Annotated in this window: 7 protein-coding genes and 2 pseudogenes; all 9 read right to left on the bottom strand. The window is 56.6% G+C overall.

The annotated features are described in order from the left end of the window. Positions 1–10 precede the first annotated feature (10 nt). The 9 genes and pseudogenes from FLT43_RS29055 to FLT43_RS29015 all read right to left on the bottom strand — a co-directional run bounded on the left by FLT43_RS29055 (position 11) and on the right by FLT43_RS29015 (position 16,836). Positions 11–667, bottom strand: a pseudogene (locus FLT43_RS29055) (HXXEE domain-containing protein). After that, positions 664–1,228: pseudogene (locus FLT43_RS29050) on the bottom strand (TetR/AcrR family transcriptional regulator). The pseudogenes FLT43_RS29055 and FLT43_RS29050 overlap by 4 nt, the downstream one beginning before the upstream one ends. A 1,202-nt stretch (positions 1,229–2,430) precedes the next feature. Continuing rightward, on the bottom strand, positions 2,431–5,946 hold the full coding sequence (locus FLT43_RS29045) for a glycosyl hydrolase family 95 catalytic domain-containing protein (protein ID WP_220182433.1): 3,516 nt from the start codon (positions 5,944–5,946) through the stop codon (positions 2,431–2,433). A gap of 100 nt (positions 5,947–6,046) precedes the next feature. Beyond that, entirely contained in the window at positions 6,047–7,243 is a 1,197-nt protein-coding gene (locus FLT43_RS29040) for a glycoside hydrolase family 88 protein (protein ID WP_087443921.1), read from the bottom strand. Then, positions 7,240–9,630, bottom strand: coding sequence for a helix-turn-helix domain-containing protein (locus FLT43_RS29035; RefSeq protein ID WP_087443922.1), 2,391 nt, complete (start codon positions 9,628–9,630; stop codon positions 7,240–7,242). The genes FLT43_RS29040 and FLT43_RS29035 overlap by 4 nt, the downstream gene beginning before the upstream one ends. A 243-nt stretch (positions 9,631–9,873) precedes the next feature. After that, a complete protein-coding gene (locus FLT43_RS29030) occupies positions 9,874–10,698 on the bottom strand; it encodes a carbohydrate ABC transporter permease (RefSeq protein WP_087443961.1) in 825 nt (274 codons plus the stop codon). Positions 10,699–10,764: 66 nt separating this feature from the next. Continuing rightward, positions 10,765–11,733 carry an ABC transporter permease gene (locus tag FLT43_RS29025; RefSeq protein ID WP_244194294.1) on the bottom strand — a complete coding sequence of 323 codons (969 nt, stop codon included), beginning with the start codon at positions 11,731–11,733 and terminating at the stop codon, positions 10,765–10,767. Positions 11,734–11,795: 62 nt separating this feature from the next. After that, positions 11,796–13,355 carry an extracellular solute-binding protein gene (locus FLT43_RS29020; RefSeq protein WP_087443963.1) on the bottom strand — a complete coding sequence of 520 codons (1,560 nt, stop codon included), beginning with the start codon at positions 13,353–13,355 and terminating at the stop codon, positions 11,796–11,798. A gap of 469 nt (positions 13,356–13,824) precedes the next feature. Further along, a complete protein-coding gene (locus FLT43_RS29015) occupies positions 13,825–16,836 on the bottom strand; it encodes a M60 family metallopeptidase (RefSeq protein WP_244194295.1) in 3,012 nt (1,003 codons plus the stop codon). Positions 16,837–16,856: the final 20 nt, after the last annotated feature.

Below are 16,856 nucleotides of genomic sequence, written 5' to 3'. Positions count from 1 at the left end.
CGAACGTTGGCTAGTCCCGATCCCCGTGCTGCGTTTTTCGTTCTGCGGACAAGTTGTACGGGCCAAGCTGCTTCGGAGTAAACGCATAGGGCGAGTGTTCGTTCTTCAGCCACATATTCCCCTTGATGATGAAAGATAGACGGCGATCACAAAATAAACCGTGCCCAAAATCAATCCACGCGCTTGCCAGATTGTGAGTCAAGATATGATAGATATACCAGCCGCCGATCGGAAAATGAAGCAGCAGAACGGCGCCCAAGCCGGGGTTATATATTGTTTTCGCCTTGAGGTTAGCAAAGATGCCATGCCATATAAATTGGAAAAAGCCCATGAAAACGGGGGCAAGCCCGAGCCAGATGAGATGCGGTACAAAGACGGGTAGAAGATAGAACAGATAAGCGATGCCGAGGTTGATGATCATGGCGGATTGCGTATTCAACGGGTAGCGCTCCGGGTGCTCGCTTCGAAAAATGACGGCGTTAAACAGCCCTCCGAAATAACCCGGCCACCGATATTCTTCGAATTGATGCACCAATATCGCCACAAAGCTGAGCCATAAGATAATCTCGATTTCCGGTGTGCGATCTCCATTTGCCAGCAGGCCAATGCATACGAAGAAGGCGACAACGAGACCTAGATCCTGCCAATAATCTCTTAGAAATTTCATTCCCCTCGCTCCTTTGCTTCTCCCTGTTCAGGAAAATAGCGTTCAAACAAAAAATCGATTTGCCTGTCGATAGGAGCTTGCTTGACCCCGGCCCCGGATTCAAGCAGCGGCTTCATTAATGCGGGGAGAAAAATGGCGCCAAAAATTTGCGTAATCATTATCACTAACGATTCCGGCCGTGGCCCGCAAAAATTCCCCATACTCATGCTGGGACGCGAACATCGCCGAGCCGGCGGCTATCGTATGAAGCACCAGCTCCGGATATTGCTGAATGACCTGAACATAGCGGGCCAAAAAGAATTTCAATCGCTCCTTCGGCGGGACAGATACGTCATCCAGCACATCGAATGTATCGCGAAAGCCGATCAGCAAGCCCTTGATCGCCTCGTTGATCAGCTTATCCTTGGAACCAAAATAGTAATTGACAAGCGCGATGTTCGTGCCGGAATGGGACGCGATCTTGCGAACCGTCACGCTGTCGAATCCTTCCCGCTTGATGACGTCCAATGTCGTCTGCAAAATCTTCTCTTTCGTATCAGTACTCTGGTCTGGCGGTGTCATCGAACCCCTCCTTATTCTGAATTGATGTAAGAGCATTACACTTGCCCAATTTGCGTTGGTCTTGGTCGAGCTGAAATGAAGGAAGATATCTCTTAAAAATGGAGGAAAACATTCTCTTAAAAAATGAAAGAGAACAACCTCTTGAAAATGAAAGAGAACATTCTTTTTAAAATGAAATCCTTTTAAACGATGTTTAAATCATCGTTTAAAACGAGTGTAGCACCTTTTCCAGAACAAAGCAATCCGCTAGCCATAACAAAAACCTTCTGTCCACCGTTTGATCCGCACCTTTGTCTCACTTTTGTCTGCACCATTGTCTCGCCTTTGTCTCACTTTTGTCTGCACCATTGTCTCGCCTTTGTCTCACTTTTGTCTGCACCATTGCCTCGCCTTTGTCTGTTCACCGCTGTCTTGCCTTTGTCTGCGCCAAGGCCCTCCAACCCCAAGAAGCCGCCGCCGACGCCCCGCGAAGAGCCGCGCTCGCATCCTCCCCTCCCGGGCGTCCGGAGCGTGCCAGGACCAGCTGCGCTCACACTCGCCTTCGCACTCGTCCGGGCCAATTATACTCTCCCCGCTATGGCTCTTTTTTGCCATTTGCTTTTTACACAATTATATAGACTTAGCTCCTCTCCCCTCCAAAATGCTGCAAAAGTACAGTATTTTCATAGACCCCGCTATTCGAACGAGTGAATCCTGCAAAAATGCACCAATTTTGTATGTTATCGCTTGGTTTGGACACGAATCGAGCAAAATGATGTACCCATGCAGGAATTTCCCCCATATTACCCGCCAAGTGGAAAAAATACTGTAGTTTCGCAGGATTCCAGGTCGTCACTCCCCTTTCATCAGTGGAATATCCCAAAACCAGGGGCCATCGCCCTGGTCTAAAAAACTACTGTTGCAGACGCAGCACTCACTGCATATTACTGGCCCAGATGAGTCATGCAACCCATACTACTTCCGCGGAAGCACCATCCCCACACTACTTGTTCCAGACGCAGCACGACTCATACTACTGGTCACACCCAGCACGCGCGCATTAAGCTTCCGCGACCCGCTGCAGCAGCGAGTTACAATCCGCCGCAATGCCCGCTATCCGGCTGCAGACATGGCTGACCTACGAATTTACTCGGATTACTTCGGCACGACCGCACTAATTGCGACATTCGCTAACATCGGCCTACTCTTTGAACATCGAGATCTCACAAATACGGATAATTCTTGTTCACAATGAGTACATTCACCCGCCACGGCAAACCTTTCCCGGCACTGAAGCGGATCGCCGCGCAGCCGTCCCGTCTCTGCGCGATCGGCACAATGTCGGTCGCGAATTCTCCTGTGCGCAGCGGCCGTTCCGGCTGCCAGACGCACTGCCCTTCGATCTCGATGGCCGTATACGAAGGGCTGGCGCTGTCTCCGGAGACGAAGAGCAGATCGTAGCGGCCTCGCGGCAGCTCGATCAAGAGCGTCGCCTCCTCCGTCCCGCCGATGAAATCCCGGCGCAGCTCATCCGGCGCCCCGCGGTCTTCCGCGATCAGCTCCCCACCGTCCATCCACCCGATGCCCGTATAAGGCGTAAAGGCCATCTGCGGCGTTAACGGGCGGAACGTCTGGCCTACGATGCCGTCTATATGGACCTGCCGCGGCAAGGCCTGGCCGTAATCCTTGGCCCGCTTCCCCGGGCCGCAATCGATCCGGTAGGCGGCGAGACGCGATTCCCGGTAATTGCCCGCATAATAATCGAAGGTGAAATGATCCAGCAGCTGATAATGCCGCGTATCCCGGTCCTTCCCGAGAAAGACCCGCCGGCCCGTATGCGCCTCGCGCACACGCGGCGAGCTGCGGCCCGGACCCGGCACAGCAGCTTGACCGGGCACATCGGATTCGCCCGTCTCGCCGGAACGGCCTGCCTCACTGAACGGCCCCTTCTCACTTGATTGCCTCACTTCACCTGCCTGACCCATCTTACCGTACTGCTCCATCTCACTAGACTGACCCGACTCACCGGACTTCCCCGTCTTACCGTACTGCTCCATCTCACCAGATTGCCCTGCCTCACCGCACTGCACCACCTTACCAGACTGACCCGACTCACCGAACTTCCCCATCTTACCGTACTGCTCCACAACACCAGATTGACCCGCCTCAGCAGATCGATCTGCCATACCGCCCCGACCCGCATCACCAGACTGGCAGGCCTCACCAGGATTATCGGACTGGCCTGGCTCATCCGACTGTCCAACTGCCGACCCGGCGGCCGCATCCTCGGCTCCCGCCTCCCCGCACAAAACCAGTGAGAGACCATCCACCGCAATCGCCGCCGGATACACGGCATAATCTCCGGCGGCCTCCGTGTCGAAGCCGAGCCGCCCCTGCTCCAAATGATGCGGAATCCTCCTCCACCCGGACTCGTCCAGCCGCGCCACGGCCGCTTCCGCCTCCGGGCCGAACGGATGGACCAATACGGCGCGCTGTCCCGCCTTGCTCTTCAGCCGGACCCAGGCCGTGCGCCCCTCCCTCCGGGCGGCGCTGACCTCGAACGCTCCCGCCGCCAGCAGATTGCGGAAGCTGCACTCCTCCCACCTGGCGTAAGGACGAACCTTGTGGCCGACCTCATGCGCATACAGACCGGCCATCCGATCCGGCTCCGGCTCCCCTGACGGGATGGCGGGGAACACCTCGATGGCGCCGGACCAGCTTTGCAGCAGCATTTCATTGATAGCGGCGACCACCTCCCCGGAAGCCTCCATCATATGCGGATGATAGAGCGGTTCATTCGTAATGTTGCAGTAATTCATCCACCGCTCCGTCTCCTCCGCGAACAAGCCATTGCCCCGCAGCGACAGATCGATCCCCTGCTCATAGAGCAGCCGGAGCGCGGCGTTCCCCTTGCCCAGCCGCGAGGCCGCGCAGGAGAGCCAGCCGAACTGGAACACGCCATATTCGGTATGATGCTCCGCATAGCGGAGCGTGTTCTCCGCCAACTGCCGCAGCTCCGGCGCGCTATGCTTGCTGAGCTCGCCGATCGGATAGATCGGCATCAGCAGCGAGGGATGGCGCAGAGGCATGCCGGCGGGCGCCCATTCCGAATCGCGCAGCACGGAGCCGTAACGCTTCGACTCGCCCGTCGGATAAGGGGCAAGCCGCTCCGCCAGCTCGCTCCAGCGGCGGCGATCCTCCTCCGCCTCGCCCAGCAGCCTATTCGCTTCAACAGCGATGCGAAGCAGATGCTTCACCGTCGACAGCGTGCTGACCGAATTCCGCGTCAGCGGTCCCTGCTCCGGCGAGATATCGGGGAAGACGGCATATGTACCGCTCTCGCCGTCCGCCTCCACAATCCCTTCGCAGAACCGCAGAATGCGCTTGAACAGCGGATACGCCTTCTCCTTCAAGAATTCCCGGTCCATGCTGTAGCGGTAATAGTCCCACAAAAATTGCGCGCACCAGGGCCAGATACTGTAGTACAGCGCATGCGGATAATCGCCCGCGATGCCGTCCAGCCCGTAAAATTCCCGCGCCATCCGCTCCGCTTCATCGGCATACGACAGCAGCCCGTCGTGGAACACCTCGGCAATCTCCAGATGATTCGTCGTATAGAGCGGCCAGAACGCCGCCTGAATATTGACGTCCCAATACCACATGCTGCCCCATTTGGTCGGCTGCTTAATATCCCACAGGCCGTTCAGACCGCAGGCCTGCTCGGCCATTCTCCCGCCCTTGCCGCTGCTGCAGGCGATCGCATACAGATTGATATGCCACAGATCCTCCAGCAGCGGATCGGGGAGCGAGACGGAGGAGCGTTCCCAGAAGCGCGTCCAGTACACACGATGGCGCTCCTTCAGCCGCTCGACCCGGGCAGCCTCCCGATTCAGCCGCTCTAGGGCGACGGCCTCCAGATCCGGCGCCCCGGTCACCACGGTCGTCAGCAGCGTCACCGACGGCTCGGCAGCCGCAAGGCGGATTCGCATTCCATCGTCGCTTATGTCCGCTATCCCCTGCGCTCCGGCGATCCTCGTCATGACGAGAAAAGAAAACGGCTCATACACCCCACGGTCTTCGCCGTCCGGATAGAAGGAGCCCCGATAGCAAAAGGTCGTGTCATCGACCCGCCAATAATCCGCGGCCAACTCCGCATATCTCCGGACCGGAAGGGATAGTGAGACCGCCTCCAGCAGCGATGGAGACGTCTGCCGAATCTCGCACAGGACATAGTCCCCGTCTTGGGCGATAATCGTGCAGGCCTCCAGCTTGTCCTCTCCTTGCTCGATCCGCAGCCGGACACATGCTTGCTCGACATCAAGCTGCAGGACATAGCGGTCGGGGTCTGCCAGCTCCGCGGATGGGAACAGGGCGATCTCCCCCGTCGGATAATGAGACACGCCGCCGGCCGGCTTGCCGTAGCGGCGATGCAGATTATGCTCCGACAGCGCATCGCCATAGAGGAAGAACGGCTCCCGCTCCGGATCGCGGTACATCTCGCGCGCCCGTTCCTTCAGTTCCTCGTAAGTGCGGCCGTACATCTTCCGGTACGATCGCCTCTCACCGCAGCGATACGCCTGGCTATAACGGTGAAGCTTCCGGTAATACACCTCGTAATGATTCATCGCCAGCGTCAACCTATTATCCTCGAAGAACATCATTCCGCCGAAATGCCCGTTGCCGAGCGGCAACGCCTCGTTCCAGCCGCTCGGGGCATTTTCATAGAATACCGTATGCATGATGACTCCTTCCTGCATTCCCCAATTCCTTAGGGGCCCTTGATTCCAAAACTCCCCCGTCTCCTTCAGCGCCTTCCTCTAACCCGGTTCCATTCACGGCCTACCAATAGCTGCGCCAGTCCGTCCTGGCCCGCACCAATGCCTCGAAATAATAATAATCGCCCCAGATGCAGCATTCGTCGACGCCGTTGCCAAGCGGCTTGCCGTAGACGGCATGGAGGAGCACTCCGTTCGATTCGGGCCGTGTGGCCGATGTGTAGCGCGCCGCCAGCGAATCGAGCGTCAGCAGCGCCGCATTCTCATACAGGCGGCGATGTTCATGCGCCAGCGGCAAATGCTTCGCCAGCTCCATCATCCCGCAAGCCGCGATCGCTGCGGCCGAGCTGTCCCGCTCTTCCTCCCCTGCGGTGAAGATCAGATCCCAATAGCAGATATAATCTTCCGGCAGCCGGTTCAAATAATAATGAGTCACTTTCTCCGCATACTCGAGCAGCGACGCATCCCGGGTATAGCGGTAACTGAGCGGGAGCCCGTACATCGCCCACGCCTGGCCGCGCGACCAGCAGGAATCGTCGGCATAGCCCTGCGCGGTCTTGCCGTACTTCGGCTCGCCCGTCTCCGTATCCATATAGAACGTATGATACGTCGAAGCGTCGCCGCGAATGAGATAGGTCGCCGTCTGCCGGATATGGCGCTCCGCCGCCTCGTGATACCGCGCATCCCCGGTCATCTCGGAAGCCCAGTAGAGCAGCGGCAGATTCATCGCGCAATCGACGATCATCCGCCCGCGCTGGCTCGGATTATTCAGATTGCCCCATGCCTGAATGATGCCCGCCTTCTCGAAATAACGCTCCATCAGAAGGTCTGCGGCCTGCAGCGCGATCGCCTTCGCTTCCGTATTGCCAGTGAGCTTGTAGGCGGCGATGCAGGAGAGCGTATAGAGGAAGCCGAGATCATGCGTCCCGGTGGCGATCCGCTGCTCGATCCGCTCCTTATAGCTTTCCAACTGCTGCTCGGCCGTGTTCCGGTATTTCGCCTCGCCGGTCACTTCATACGCCAGCCAGAGCATCCCCGTCCAGAAGGACGAGGTCCACTCGGTGTTGCCGATGGCCGGATAGATGAGATTGATGCTCGCCGGCGCCGGGAATTGGCGGGCGAACGGCTCCAGATTGCGATCGATCTGGCGAAGCACAAATTCAATCGCCTGGTCGCATTTTTCTGTGCTCCATACCGCTTGCCCGTTCACTCCGAAGCGCTGCGGAGCCGCGATTGCTTCCTTGACGATATTCGTAATCATAGATGAGCCTCCTTATCGCGTTCGCAAGCGGAACGCTGAATGCTGATGCGGTACTTGCCCGGCGTCACCCCTTCCAGCTTCTTGAAGGCGCGAATGAACACGACGTCATTCGTATACCCCACCATCTGAGCGAGCTGCGAATTCGTGAGATCGGACTGCGCCATATGCGCCTTTGCCAGATCAATCCGGGCGCGGGTGATGTAGTCGGTCAGATTCTGATTGCTCGCCTTCTTGAAGAAGCTGGACACATACTGCGGAGTCATGCCGACATGATCGGCGATCATGACAAGTCCCAGATTCTGATCATGCAGATGAAGATCGATCACGCGCATAATGTCCGCCAAGAGCTGCTTGCTGTGATCGCTCTGCGCCGTCTGGAAGGAGGACGTAAGCCTAGCGAACAAGCGCTTCGTCTCGGCATGCATCTCTTCCACGGTTCTATAATTGAATAGATTTTTGATCGGATCGATATTCGGGCCCAGCAGCGCTTCATGATCTGTATTGGTTGAATTGGTAATCTTCAGGAACGTACTCATAATATTGAAAAACAAGCACATCCCCAGCTCGAATGTCGTCTTGGCCGCGTTGAAGTTCATCTCGTAAATATTGTCGAGCAGCTTCACGACATTTTCGGTATCCCCGCTTTTCACGTGGTTGACCAACTGCGTTTCGAATTCAAGCGGATAATAATAATGCGGGGTCACATCCTGAATCTCGCCGAAATGGATGATCGCATTCCGCCCCCGGAACATGCGGTAGTCGAAGGCCGCCATCGCCTCCAGATAGGCATGGCCGATCTGGGCAGGACCCTCATGAATGCCGCTGACCGCGATCGTCACAGAAATGCGGAACCGCTGATGCATCATATCCAGCAATTGCTCGGTCATCTCCTGCAGATCCTTCGCGTGCTCCTCCGCCAGCGCAGGGTCGAAATTACAGAGAAAGCCAATCCGGTCCCGCTCCAGCTCGACGGCATAGCCGATATGGCGGGCCTGGATCATATCCGTTCCGATATTCGAGATAATGAAGCGAATCTGCGTCCACTTCGCCTCCGACTCCTGCTTCGCATACCCCGTAATATCTTCCGCCTGCACGATGAAGACGGCGAACCGATCGGACAGGAATTCCATATGCAGGAAGTCGAGCTGAGACTCAAGCGGCTCCCGCTCGAAATCCACATACCCGCGGATGAGGCGCGAGAGGAAATTGCTCCGGATAACCGGAGCCTGCCGCAGCAGACGGCTGCGCAGATGCTTCTCTTCGAGCAGCGTCCCCTCGATCGATTCGCGGATGAACTCATATTCATTCCCCGGCCGCTTCCGCTCCGGCTTGCCTTGGATAAGGGCGTCGACCATTCTTTTGACGGGACTATAATGGCGGTAAGCGAGCCAGTAAGCCGTCGCCCCTCCGCATGCCAGGGCCACGATCAAGACGAAGAGCGCGATCCGCTTCATGCTCTCGACCCGCTGCATGAACCGATCCTTCGGCATCACGGACACATAATGCCAGCCGGCTTCCGCGGATAAAGCATAAGAGACGATGCTATCGGTACCATTCCAGGCGTAATCGAATAATCCGGAACCGTTCGCCAGCTGCTCCGACATCTCATCCGGCAGCGCAAGGGCGGGATCGGTAGCCGCGATAATCTCCCGGTTATGATTCACGATGAAAATGGTGCTGTCGTTCGCCAGCTCGATCTGCTTGAACATTTCCTGCACCTTCTGCTCGTCGATCAAGATGACCAGCGATCCGCGCGTCCCGGTCACTTCATAGATTGGAAGCGATTGCACATACGTGATCACCTTGGCCGGGCTCCCGCCATTGACCGGATCCTGCAGCAGCGCAGCCGAGGGCAGATAGGTCATGCTGTGATAGCCATCCAGCATCCCCGAGCGCCATGCTTCCGCATCCATATCCACATACGCATAATACTTCTCATAGAAGGTGCTCGCGTCGGTACGCAGGCCCGGCTTCAGGATCAGATCCCCCGCCTGCAGGTAGACGTAGAAGTCCTTCACGAAGCCGCTGGCGAAGCTCTGGTAGCGGTTCAGATAATCGCGCACGAACTCGACCTGCTTATACGACTCCTCGCTTGCGGTTCCGCTAGAACTGAGCAGGGCGGTCAGCTTCGGATTGAAGGCTACCTGCTTCGCGAGGATATCCAGCTCCTTCAGCTTATGATCCATCGACAGCCGAAGCTGCTCCAGCATCGCCGAATTGGACCGCCGGGCATTATTTTCGAGCACATCCTCCACCATCGTATACAGGAATAAGCCCATGGTGACCGGAATCAGCAGCAAGCACAGGTTCGACACAATCATCGCCGTCAAGACGCGGCTTAAGCTGCGTTTGCGAAGCTTCAGAAGAAGGTTCACTATCGATCGCATGATGATCCCTCCGCTTGTTGAATTTGGAATGAATCATGTATCCTTCGTGATCGATCCCTGATTCCCTGCTTCTTCCTTTTGAATTGTGACCGCGAATCCGCCGATGCGCGCCCAATTGCTTCCCGAGCATCAGGATGGTGATGCACCCGCCGGCGCGCGGCTCCGCTCTGCATTGGCTGCTGTTCTTCTTTGATTGCTGGTACTTCATTGATTTCTGTTTCTTCATTGCTTGCTGTTACTGAACTATTCTTTGATAGCCCCGATTAATACGCCTTTGACAAAATATTTTTGCAGAAAAGGATAAAGCACCAGAATCGGCAGCGTCGAGACGATGATCGTCGCGTACTTGATCGTCTCCGCAATCGCGATCCGATCGCCCGCCCCGGAATCGGTCATCATGCTGTCCATCGAGTTCGTGATCAGAATCTCGCGCAGCACGAGCTGCAGCGGGAACAGCTCCCGATCCCGCATATAGATCAAGGCGCTGAAGTAGGAGTTCCAATGTCCGACGGCATACCACAGAATCATGACCGCGATGACCGGCATCGATAACGGAATGATAATGCGGAACAGAATGACGAGATCATTCGCCCCGTCGATGCGCGCGGATTCCTCCAGACTGATCGGAACGGACTGGAACCCGGTTCGCATAATAATCATGTTGAAGGTGCTGATCGCCCCGGGAATAAGCAGGGCCCAGACCGTATTCAGCATGCCGAGCTTGTTAATGAGCAGATACGTCGGAATCAGGCCCCCGCCGAAAAACATCGTAATGACGATCAGCAGCATGAGAATATTTTTGAAATACAGATTGCGCCGCGACAGCACATACGCCCCGATAGCCGTCAAGAGCAAATTGATCGCCGTGCCGCAGATGACATAGATCAGCGTATTCCGGTATCCCGTCGTAATCATCGGATTGTCGAATACGGCCTTATACGCGCTGAAGTTGATCTCCAGCGGGGCCAACAGCAGCCCGCGGTGCTGAGCGAGCGAGGCGGGACTGCTCAAGGAAGCGAATCCGACATAGATGAACGGATACAGCGTCACGAAGCAGAGCAGCAGCATCAATATCGTATTGAATCCGGTAAACACTTTCTCACCGAGTGAAGTTCTCAACGGCCCGCCTCCTCTCTACCATAATTTGTGCTCGCTGACCCGCTTGCTGATCGTATTGGAGACGACCAGCAGAATGAAGCTGACCACCGAGTTGAACAAGCCGACCGCCGTCGTAAATCCATAATCGGAATCGAGCACCCCTCTTCGGTAGACGAAGGTGGAGATGACATCCGCCGTCTCGTACGTAAGCGGACTGTACATGAGCAGCACCTTCTCGCTGCCGACGCTCATCATCGAACCCATGTTCAGAATGAACATAATGACGATGGTCGGCATCATTCCCGGAATCGTAATATGGAGCACCTGCTTGAAGCGCCCGGCTCCGTCGATCTTGGCCGCTTCATACAAGGTCGGATCGATCGTGGCGATCGCGGCCAGGTAGATAATGGAGCCCCAGCCCAGCCCCTGCCAGATGCCGGAGCCTACGAACAGCGTCCGGAACCAGCCCGGCTCCGACATGAACGGAATGCTGTCGATGCCCAGAAACCCAAGCAGCTGATTAATCAGTCCGTCCCGCGCCAGGAAATCGAACATCATTCCCACCACGACGACAATCGAGATGAAATGCGGCAGATAAGAGATCGTCTGCACCGTGCGCTTGAAGATGCGGCCCCGAATCTCGTTCAGCAGCAAGGCCAATATTATCGGCGCGGGAAAAGCAAACAACAGCTCGTACACATTGATCAGGATCGTATTGCGAAGCAGACGGCCGAAGTAGTAGCTGTTGAAAAAATTCTTGAAATGATCGAAGCCGATCCACTTGCTGCCCCAGATGCCGTCCGCGATGCTGTAATCTTTGAAAGCCATCAGCAGGCCGTACATCGGTCCGTAGTGGAAAATGGCGTAATACGCGATAACCGGAAGCGCCAGCAAATATATATATTTATTCCGCTTCAAGTCCTTCTTGATGAGGCTTCGCTTTTCGAGCTTGCGGCGTTCTCTCGCCTTCTTGTCGGGCGGTAGCGCCGGTGGTGAAGCTGCCATCCGTGTCCCCACTTTCCTCGTTGTATGGAAGAAGCGAGAGTGACTCTCCCGCTTCCCGCCGCTTAACGTTGGTTATAACGCTCCAGCGCGTTCTGCTGAATCTGGATCGCTTCCTGAAGCCCCATGCCCTCGATTGTCTTGACGTATTTATCGAAGTTATCCAGCGGCTCCTGGCCCATAATGAACTTCAAATACATCTCATCCTTGAAGGTGTTGATATCGTTCATGATGGAGGCATAGCGGCTGCTCTCTTCGCTGTTCGGCGTCGTGCGCGGCAGCTTCAGCTCCAGTGTCGGCTCCGCCCAGATCTCCTTGGACTTGAGCTGATCCGGGGAAGTGGTGTACTGCTCGTCGAAGCGGATATCGAGCATGAACGGTCCGCTGAACGTCGCGCGGTTATGCTGGGACATCGACTGAATCAGCGGAAGCCCGGAAGGATCGTTCATCACCTCCGGCTTGAAGACCGGCTTGCCGTTCTCCATCGTGTAGCTGACACCTTCCTTGCCGAAGTTGAACAGCAGGGTACCCTCCTCCGAATAAGCATAATCAAGCCATTTCACCGTCTCGACCGGGTTTTTGTTGCTCGTCGTAACCGCGGCGCCGATGCCCGTATATGCGAAGTCCTTGTATCCCCAAATCTGCTTGTCGCCCTTGTTCATAACGGGATACGGAGCGGCGACGAGATGGAAATTCGGGTCCTTGTCCTTCATGAGCGTATTGTAGTTCCCGATCCCGCTGCCCGTATACAGCACGGCCGCGCCGATCTGCCCGCCGGTGATCTTCGCTTCCAGCAGCTTCGCATCGGTAGTGGCGAAGTCGCGGTCCAACAGCCCTTCCTGATACCATGTATTCATCAGCGTCAGGAACTCCTTGAACCTCGGAGCCGTCGGCCCATACTTGACGGTTCCGCCCTCCTGATAGAAGCCGGCATTGATGCCGAAGGCGCCAAGGAAGGCGGTTGACGCGTCCACATCGCCTTTGGCCAGATACAGCGGAATCTCGTCGGCCTTGCCGTTGCCGTTCATATCATTCTCCTTGAACGCCTTGAGCACCGTATACCATTCATCAATCGTCGCCGGCATCTCCAGGTTCAGCTTATCGAGCCAATCCTGCCTAATCGTCGGCCCGAGAAACACTTTTAACCGATCATGCGAACGAATGAACGGGAACGCGTAGATGCTGCCTTCATCCGTCATAATCTCCTTCTTCCATTCCGGATGCTCTCCCAGCACCTTCTTCAGATTCGGCGCATGCTCATCAATCAGCTCGTTCAGGCGGATGATTTTGCCGTCCTTGATTGCTTTTTCGGGGCCGCCCGGATAACTCGTCCATGAATATTCGATGACATCCGGCAGCTTATCCGATGTCAGCATCAGATTGAACTGCTCCTTCGCTTGCTGTCCTTCCGGCGGATGCTGGAAGTCCACCTTCACCCCCGTGACCTTCTCCAACTCCTTATAAGCCTCGATTTCATTGTAGCTTTTCAGCGTGGCGGATACTTGGCTGACCATCTGGACCCAATACGTCAGATTCGTCAGCTTCTCAGGCGGCTGATCGCCATTCGCCTCTTGAGCGTTCGATCCGGAGCCGCCGCTGCAGGCGGCCAGCGTTAGCGCCATCATGGCAGCCAGGATCGCGATGCATACGCGTTTTGCGCGATGCAATTTTACGCGACGCCCACGATGCAATTTCACACATTGCGATGGGTGAACCTGCTCCGATACCTTACATACCTTCGATGCATTCATTTGCTTCAATTTCTTCAATACCTTCGGCACCTTCAGTTCCTTCGATTCCTTCGGTTCCTTCACTTCATTCACTTCACTAAGCCCCCCTCACATGAGATGTTCTCCCCTCTCGCCTTACCCTTTTTACGATACCGGAATGCTCCGTTCCTTGGATACTCCCGTCTTTACCGCGGGACCGTATTATTTTAAGATCGGGGACTGATTATTTTAAAAATAGGCTGACGATTTTTAAGGTACATCCGGCCTTCCTCTCTATGCTGGGCGCGGATTGTTCCGGCTGCTGCACACAAGCAGAGGAGCCACCCTTCCCTGCGGAAGAATGGCTCCCAATAAGACCGTACATTTACGCGTCCTGCAGCCGCGCAATGAGGCGAAGCAGCTCGCTGGCTGTCTGCTCATCGATATGCTTGCCGGACTGGGCCTGAATGAACTGCTCCAGCGCCCGATACGTGTCCGGGTCGTTCACGTCCCCCTTCTCGACCTTCGCAATATGACTCTTTAGCGCCTGAACGATGCCGCGGTTCGTGATCCTGCCCTCGGCACCAGCCCGATCCACTGCGTCATACAGAGCCTGCACCGAGACCGTCTTCACCACTGCGAAGGCCAGGCTTACTTCCCGGGCATTTCCCGCGTAATCGACCGCCGTAATCTTCAGCTCATGACGTCCTGCCGCGAGCTCCGACGGCACGATCACATAAGGAGCTTCCAGCGGAGCGCCATCCAGCAGCACCGTAAGGGTCTGCACGCCGCTCAAAGCGTCGGTTGCCGTAATCGGGAGCGTGATCGGCGTGCTGCCATAGACGGTATCCGTGACTGAGGTCTCGATGAGCGGCGCCGTGCGGTCGATCTTGACGCTCGCCATCACCTCGTCGCTTGTCACCCCGGAGAGCTGTCTCACCCTTGCATAGACGTTCGTCACGCCCTCGGCATCGATCGTGAACGGCTCCCGGTATTCCGTCCACGTGCCGTCTTCCCCGACTTTGTATTGATTTCTCAGGCCGGAGCCCTCCTCGATCGGAGTCGGGTTGATCACCTCCACCTCCACCTTCTCCTTGGTCCACTCCTGCTTCGGCGCGAGATCAATGACGGGCGCCTCGATGCCTTCGGTTTCATGGAGCTTCCAGATCGGCTGCGAAGGCTTCGGCAGATTCAAGGCCGCGATCTGGGCCTTCACGGTGCCAGGCGTATATTTGAGGAACCATTTATCGAAAAATTCAGTCAAATCCTCGCCCGCCGTCTTCGAGGCCATGACGACAAACAGGTCAATCTTGGCCTGATTGTCCGCCGGAAGCTGATTCGCAGGCAATTCGCGATAGGCGCGGTGCAGCTCTTGATAGAAGTCCCAGCCATAGGCGAGTGACAATTGGCGGAATAACACGAGGTTGACGAATAGATCCTGGCCGGACTTGCCGTAGACTGTCGTACCCGGATCGCTGTGCTCCATATAATCCTGGGCGCGATCATAGAAATCCTTGCCTTCATTGTTGCGAGTGAGCAGATTGCTTGGATTGCCGAACTTCTGCTGGACGTACAGAGAATAAATATTGACGGTCACTTCGCCCGTGACATCCCAATTCCACGGGCCCTGCTGATATTCATGCCCGGTCTCATGCCAGAAGCCCCAACCATTGCGCGTAACCCGCTCGATATCGACCGCATGCGCCGCAGAAGGATCGATCTGGAACATGATCGGGTAGCCCGCGTGCATGAAGCCGGCGCTGATCTGCCGGTCCGCCACGTAGCGGAAGGGAAGATTCACACTCCGATGAGGCAGCGGCGCCTCCGGGGACAAGCCGGCGACTTCATCCGTGTACTCCACGATCCGATCCCATTGCTCCAGCAATAACTTCGGATCGCCGAGATTCCGCACATATTCGGACGGCAGCGTCAGGATGACTCTGCGGCCTTGCAGCTCGGCCCACGGCGCCGGACGCTGGCTGATAGCCGATCTCCACTCTTCATCCGCCGTCTGGCCGAGCACATAATAAGGAGCCTCGACTCCGCCCTCAATCGCGATGTCCTTCCGGACGCCCGCCTGCGGCTTCGTCGGAATGAGATAGAGGAGTCCGCCGTACGGGCTGCGGATACGGTTCTCGCCTGGCGCCAGCGTTTTCCGCTGAGTGACGACGGGAATGCGCTTCCATACGTTTTGGCTCGTCAAATTATCCGTATGCGCCCCCACCTGCACATCTAGCCCGGCCGTTCCTTCCGGAACATGAACCGTCAGCCATTCCCCTGCCGGCGCATATAATCCGGTGCTGATCCAATTTTTCGGTACCGTGCCCTGGCGTAAATAATCGAAGGTCGAATAATCAAAATCAACGGTGACCGTCTTCTGCTGCACTCTCGGCGCATCGGCGGGCACAGGGCCCGGAAAGTTATCGGCATACGGGGATTTGGGGGCGTCAAGCTGGTTGCCGACGAGACTTAACTTGTACGCGAGCAGAGCGCTTGAATAAGGAGCGAGGGAACGGTCGAGCGGGAAGCTCAGATCGGTGTCCAGATGCTCGGCATCCTGCTGAATCTGCGCGTACATCGGACTCTCTGCGGTCAAACCGCCGAAGGTGCCCCCGGTAATGGCCGCAAGCACCTGCAGCTTCTTCTTCACATCGGCTCCCGCCGGGCCAATCTCAAGCTGATTCGGATCCAACTGCCCGGCTTCTACACGCTTCGCCTGATCCACCAGAGCAGCCGCATGGTAATGGTCGGCGCCCTGCTCCGTCAGCTTGGGGAACGTCTCCGACTTCGTCGTGGCAATATTGTTCATCAGCCCGAGCCCCATCCGGTTCAGCAGCCTTTGAAGCGGATAATCCTCGCTCAGCTTGGCCGTGCGTCCCTGATACGCCTCCCCCAGGAAGACGTGCGGATATTGCTCCATGACCCATCCCTTCATCGCCACGACGATGCTGCCGCCCCGCTCCACATAGGAAGCCAGCGCATCGATCTCGTCCTGCTTCATCGTCGCGTCCACATAGGCCACCGGGTAGCGGGCAGGATCTAGCTCGAACGAATGGAAGGAATCACTTGTCAATACTTGAATCGGGTAACGGGAATCTGCGGCAAAGTTCTTGCTTGTCGCCGTGAGCAGAGGGAGCGTTCCTGCGCCGTCGAGCGCATCCTGATAAGTGAGTGGTTCTGCTTCTTCGGTTGCCCAGATGAGGATATTGCGGGCGGCCGTGCGGCGAGCATCGGTAATGTCAGAGGTGAATTTGAAGTAAGAATCGTCTCCGGCGACGACGACCCGCCCTGCGCCGTAACGGGCAGCCGCCAGAATCGGCGTTGTATCCGGGTTGGCGGCCAGCACGAAGGCGCCGTCCCCGATGGCGGTGACGCCTCCATTGTAAGTGGCCGACACGGAAGGATATCCCCCCAGGT

The sequence above is a fragment of the Paenibacillus thiaminolyticus genome, assembly GCF_007066085.1.
Lineage (GTDB): Bacteria > Bacillota > Bacilli > Paenibacillales > Paenibacillaceae > Paenibacillus_B > Paenibacillus_B thiaminolyticus.
This window is presented reverse-complemented; position numbering and strand designations above follow the sequence as displayed.

Excerpts from the sequence above, each read along its gene's own strand:
- FLT43_RS29045 (WP_220182433.1), bottom strand. The coding sequence starts at position 5,946 with ATGCATACGGTATTCTATGAAAATGCCCCGAGCGGCTGGAACGAGGCG.
- FLT43_RS29040 (WP_087443921.1), bottom strand. The coding sequence starts at position 7,243 with ATGATTACGAATATCGTCAAGGAAGCAATCGCGGCTCCGCAGCGCTTC.
- FLT43_RS29035 (WP_087443922.1), bottom strand. The coding sequence starts at position 9,630 with ATGCGATCGATAGTGAACCTTCTTCTGAAGCTTCGCAAACGCAGCTTA.
- FLT43_RS29030 (WP_087443961.1), bottom strand. The coding sequence starts at position 10,698 with ATGCTGCTGCTCTGCTTCGTGACGCTGTATCCGTTCATCTATGTCGGA.
- FLT43_RS29025 (WP_244194294.1), bottom strand. The coding sequence starts at position 11,733 with ATGGCAGCTTCACCACCGGCGCTACCGCCCGACAAGAAGGCGAGAGAA.
- FLT43_RS29020 (WP_087443963.1), bottom strand. The coding sequence starts at position 13,355 with ATGATGGCGCTAACGCTGGCCGCCTGCAGCGGCGGCTCCGGATCGAAC.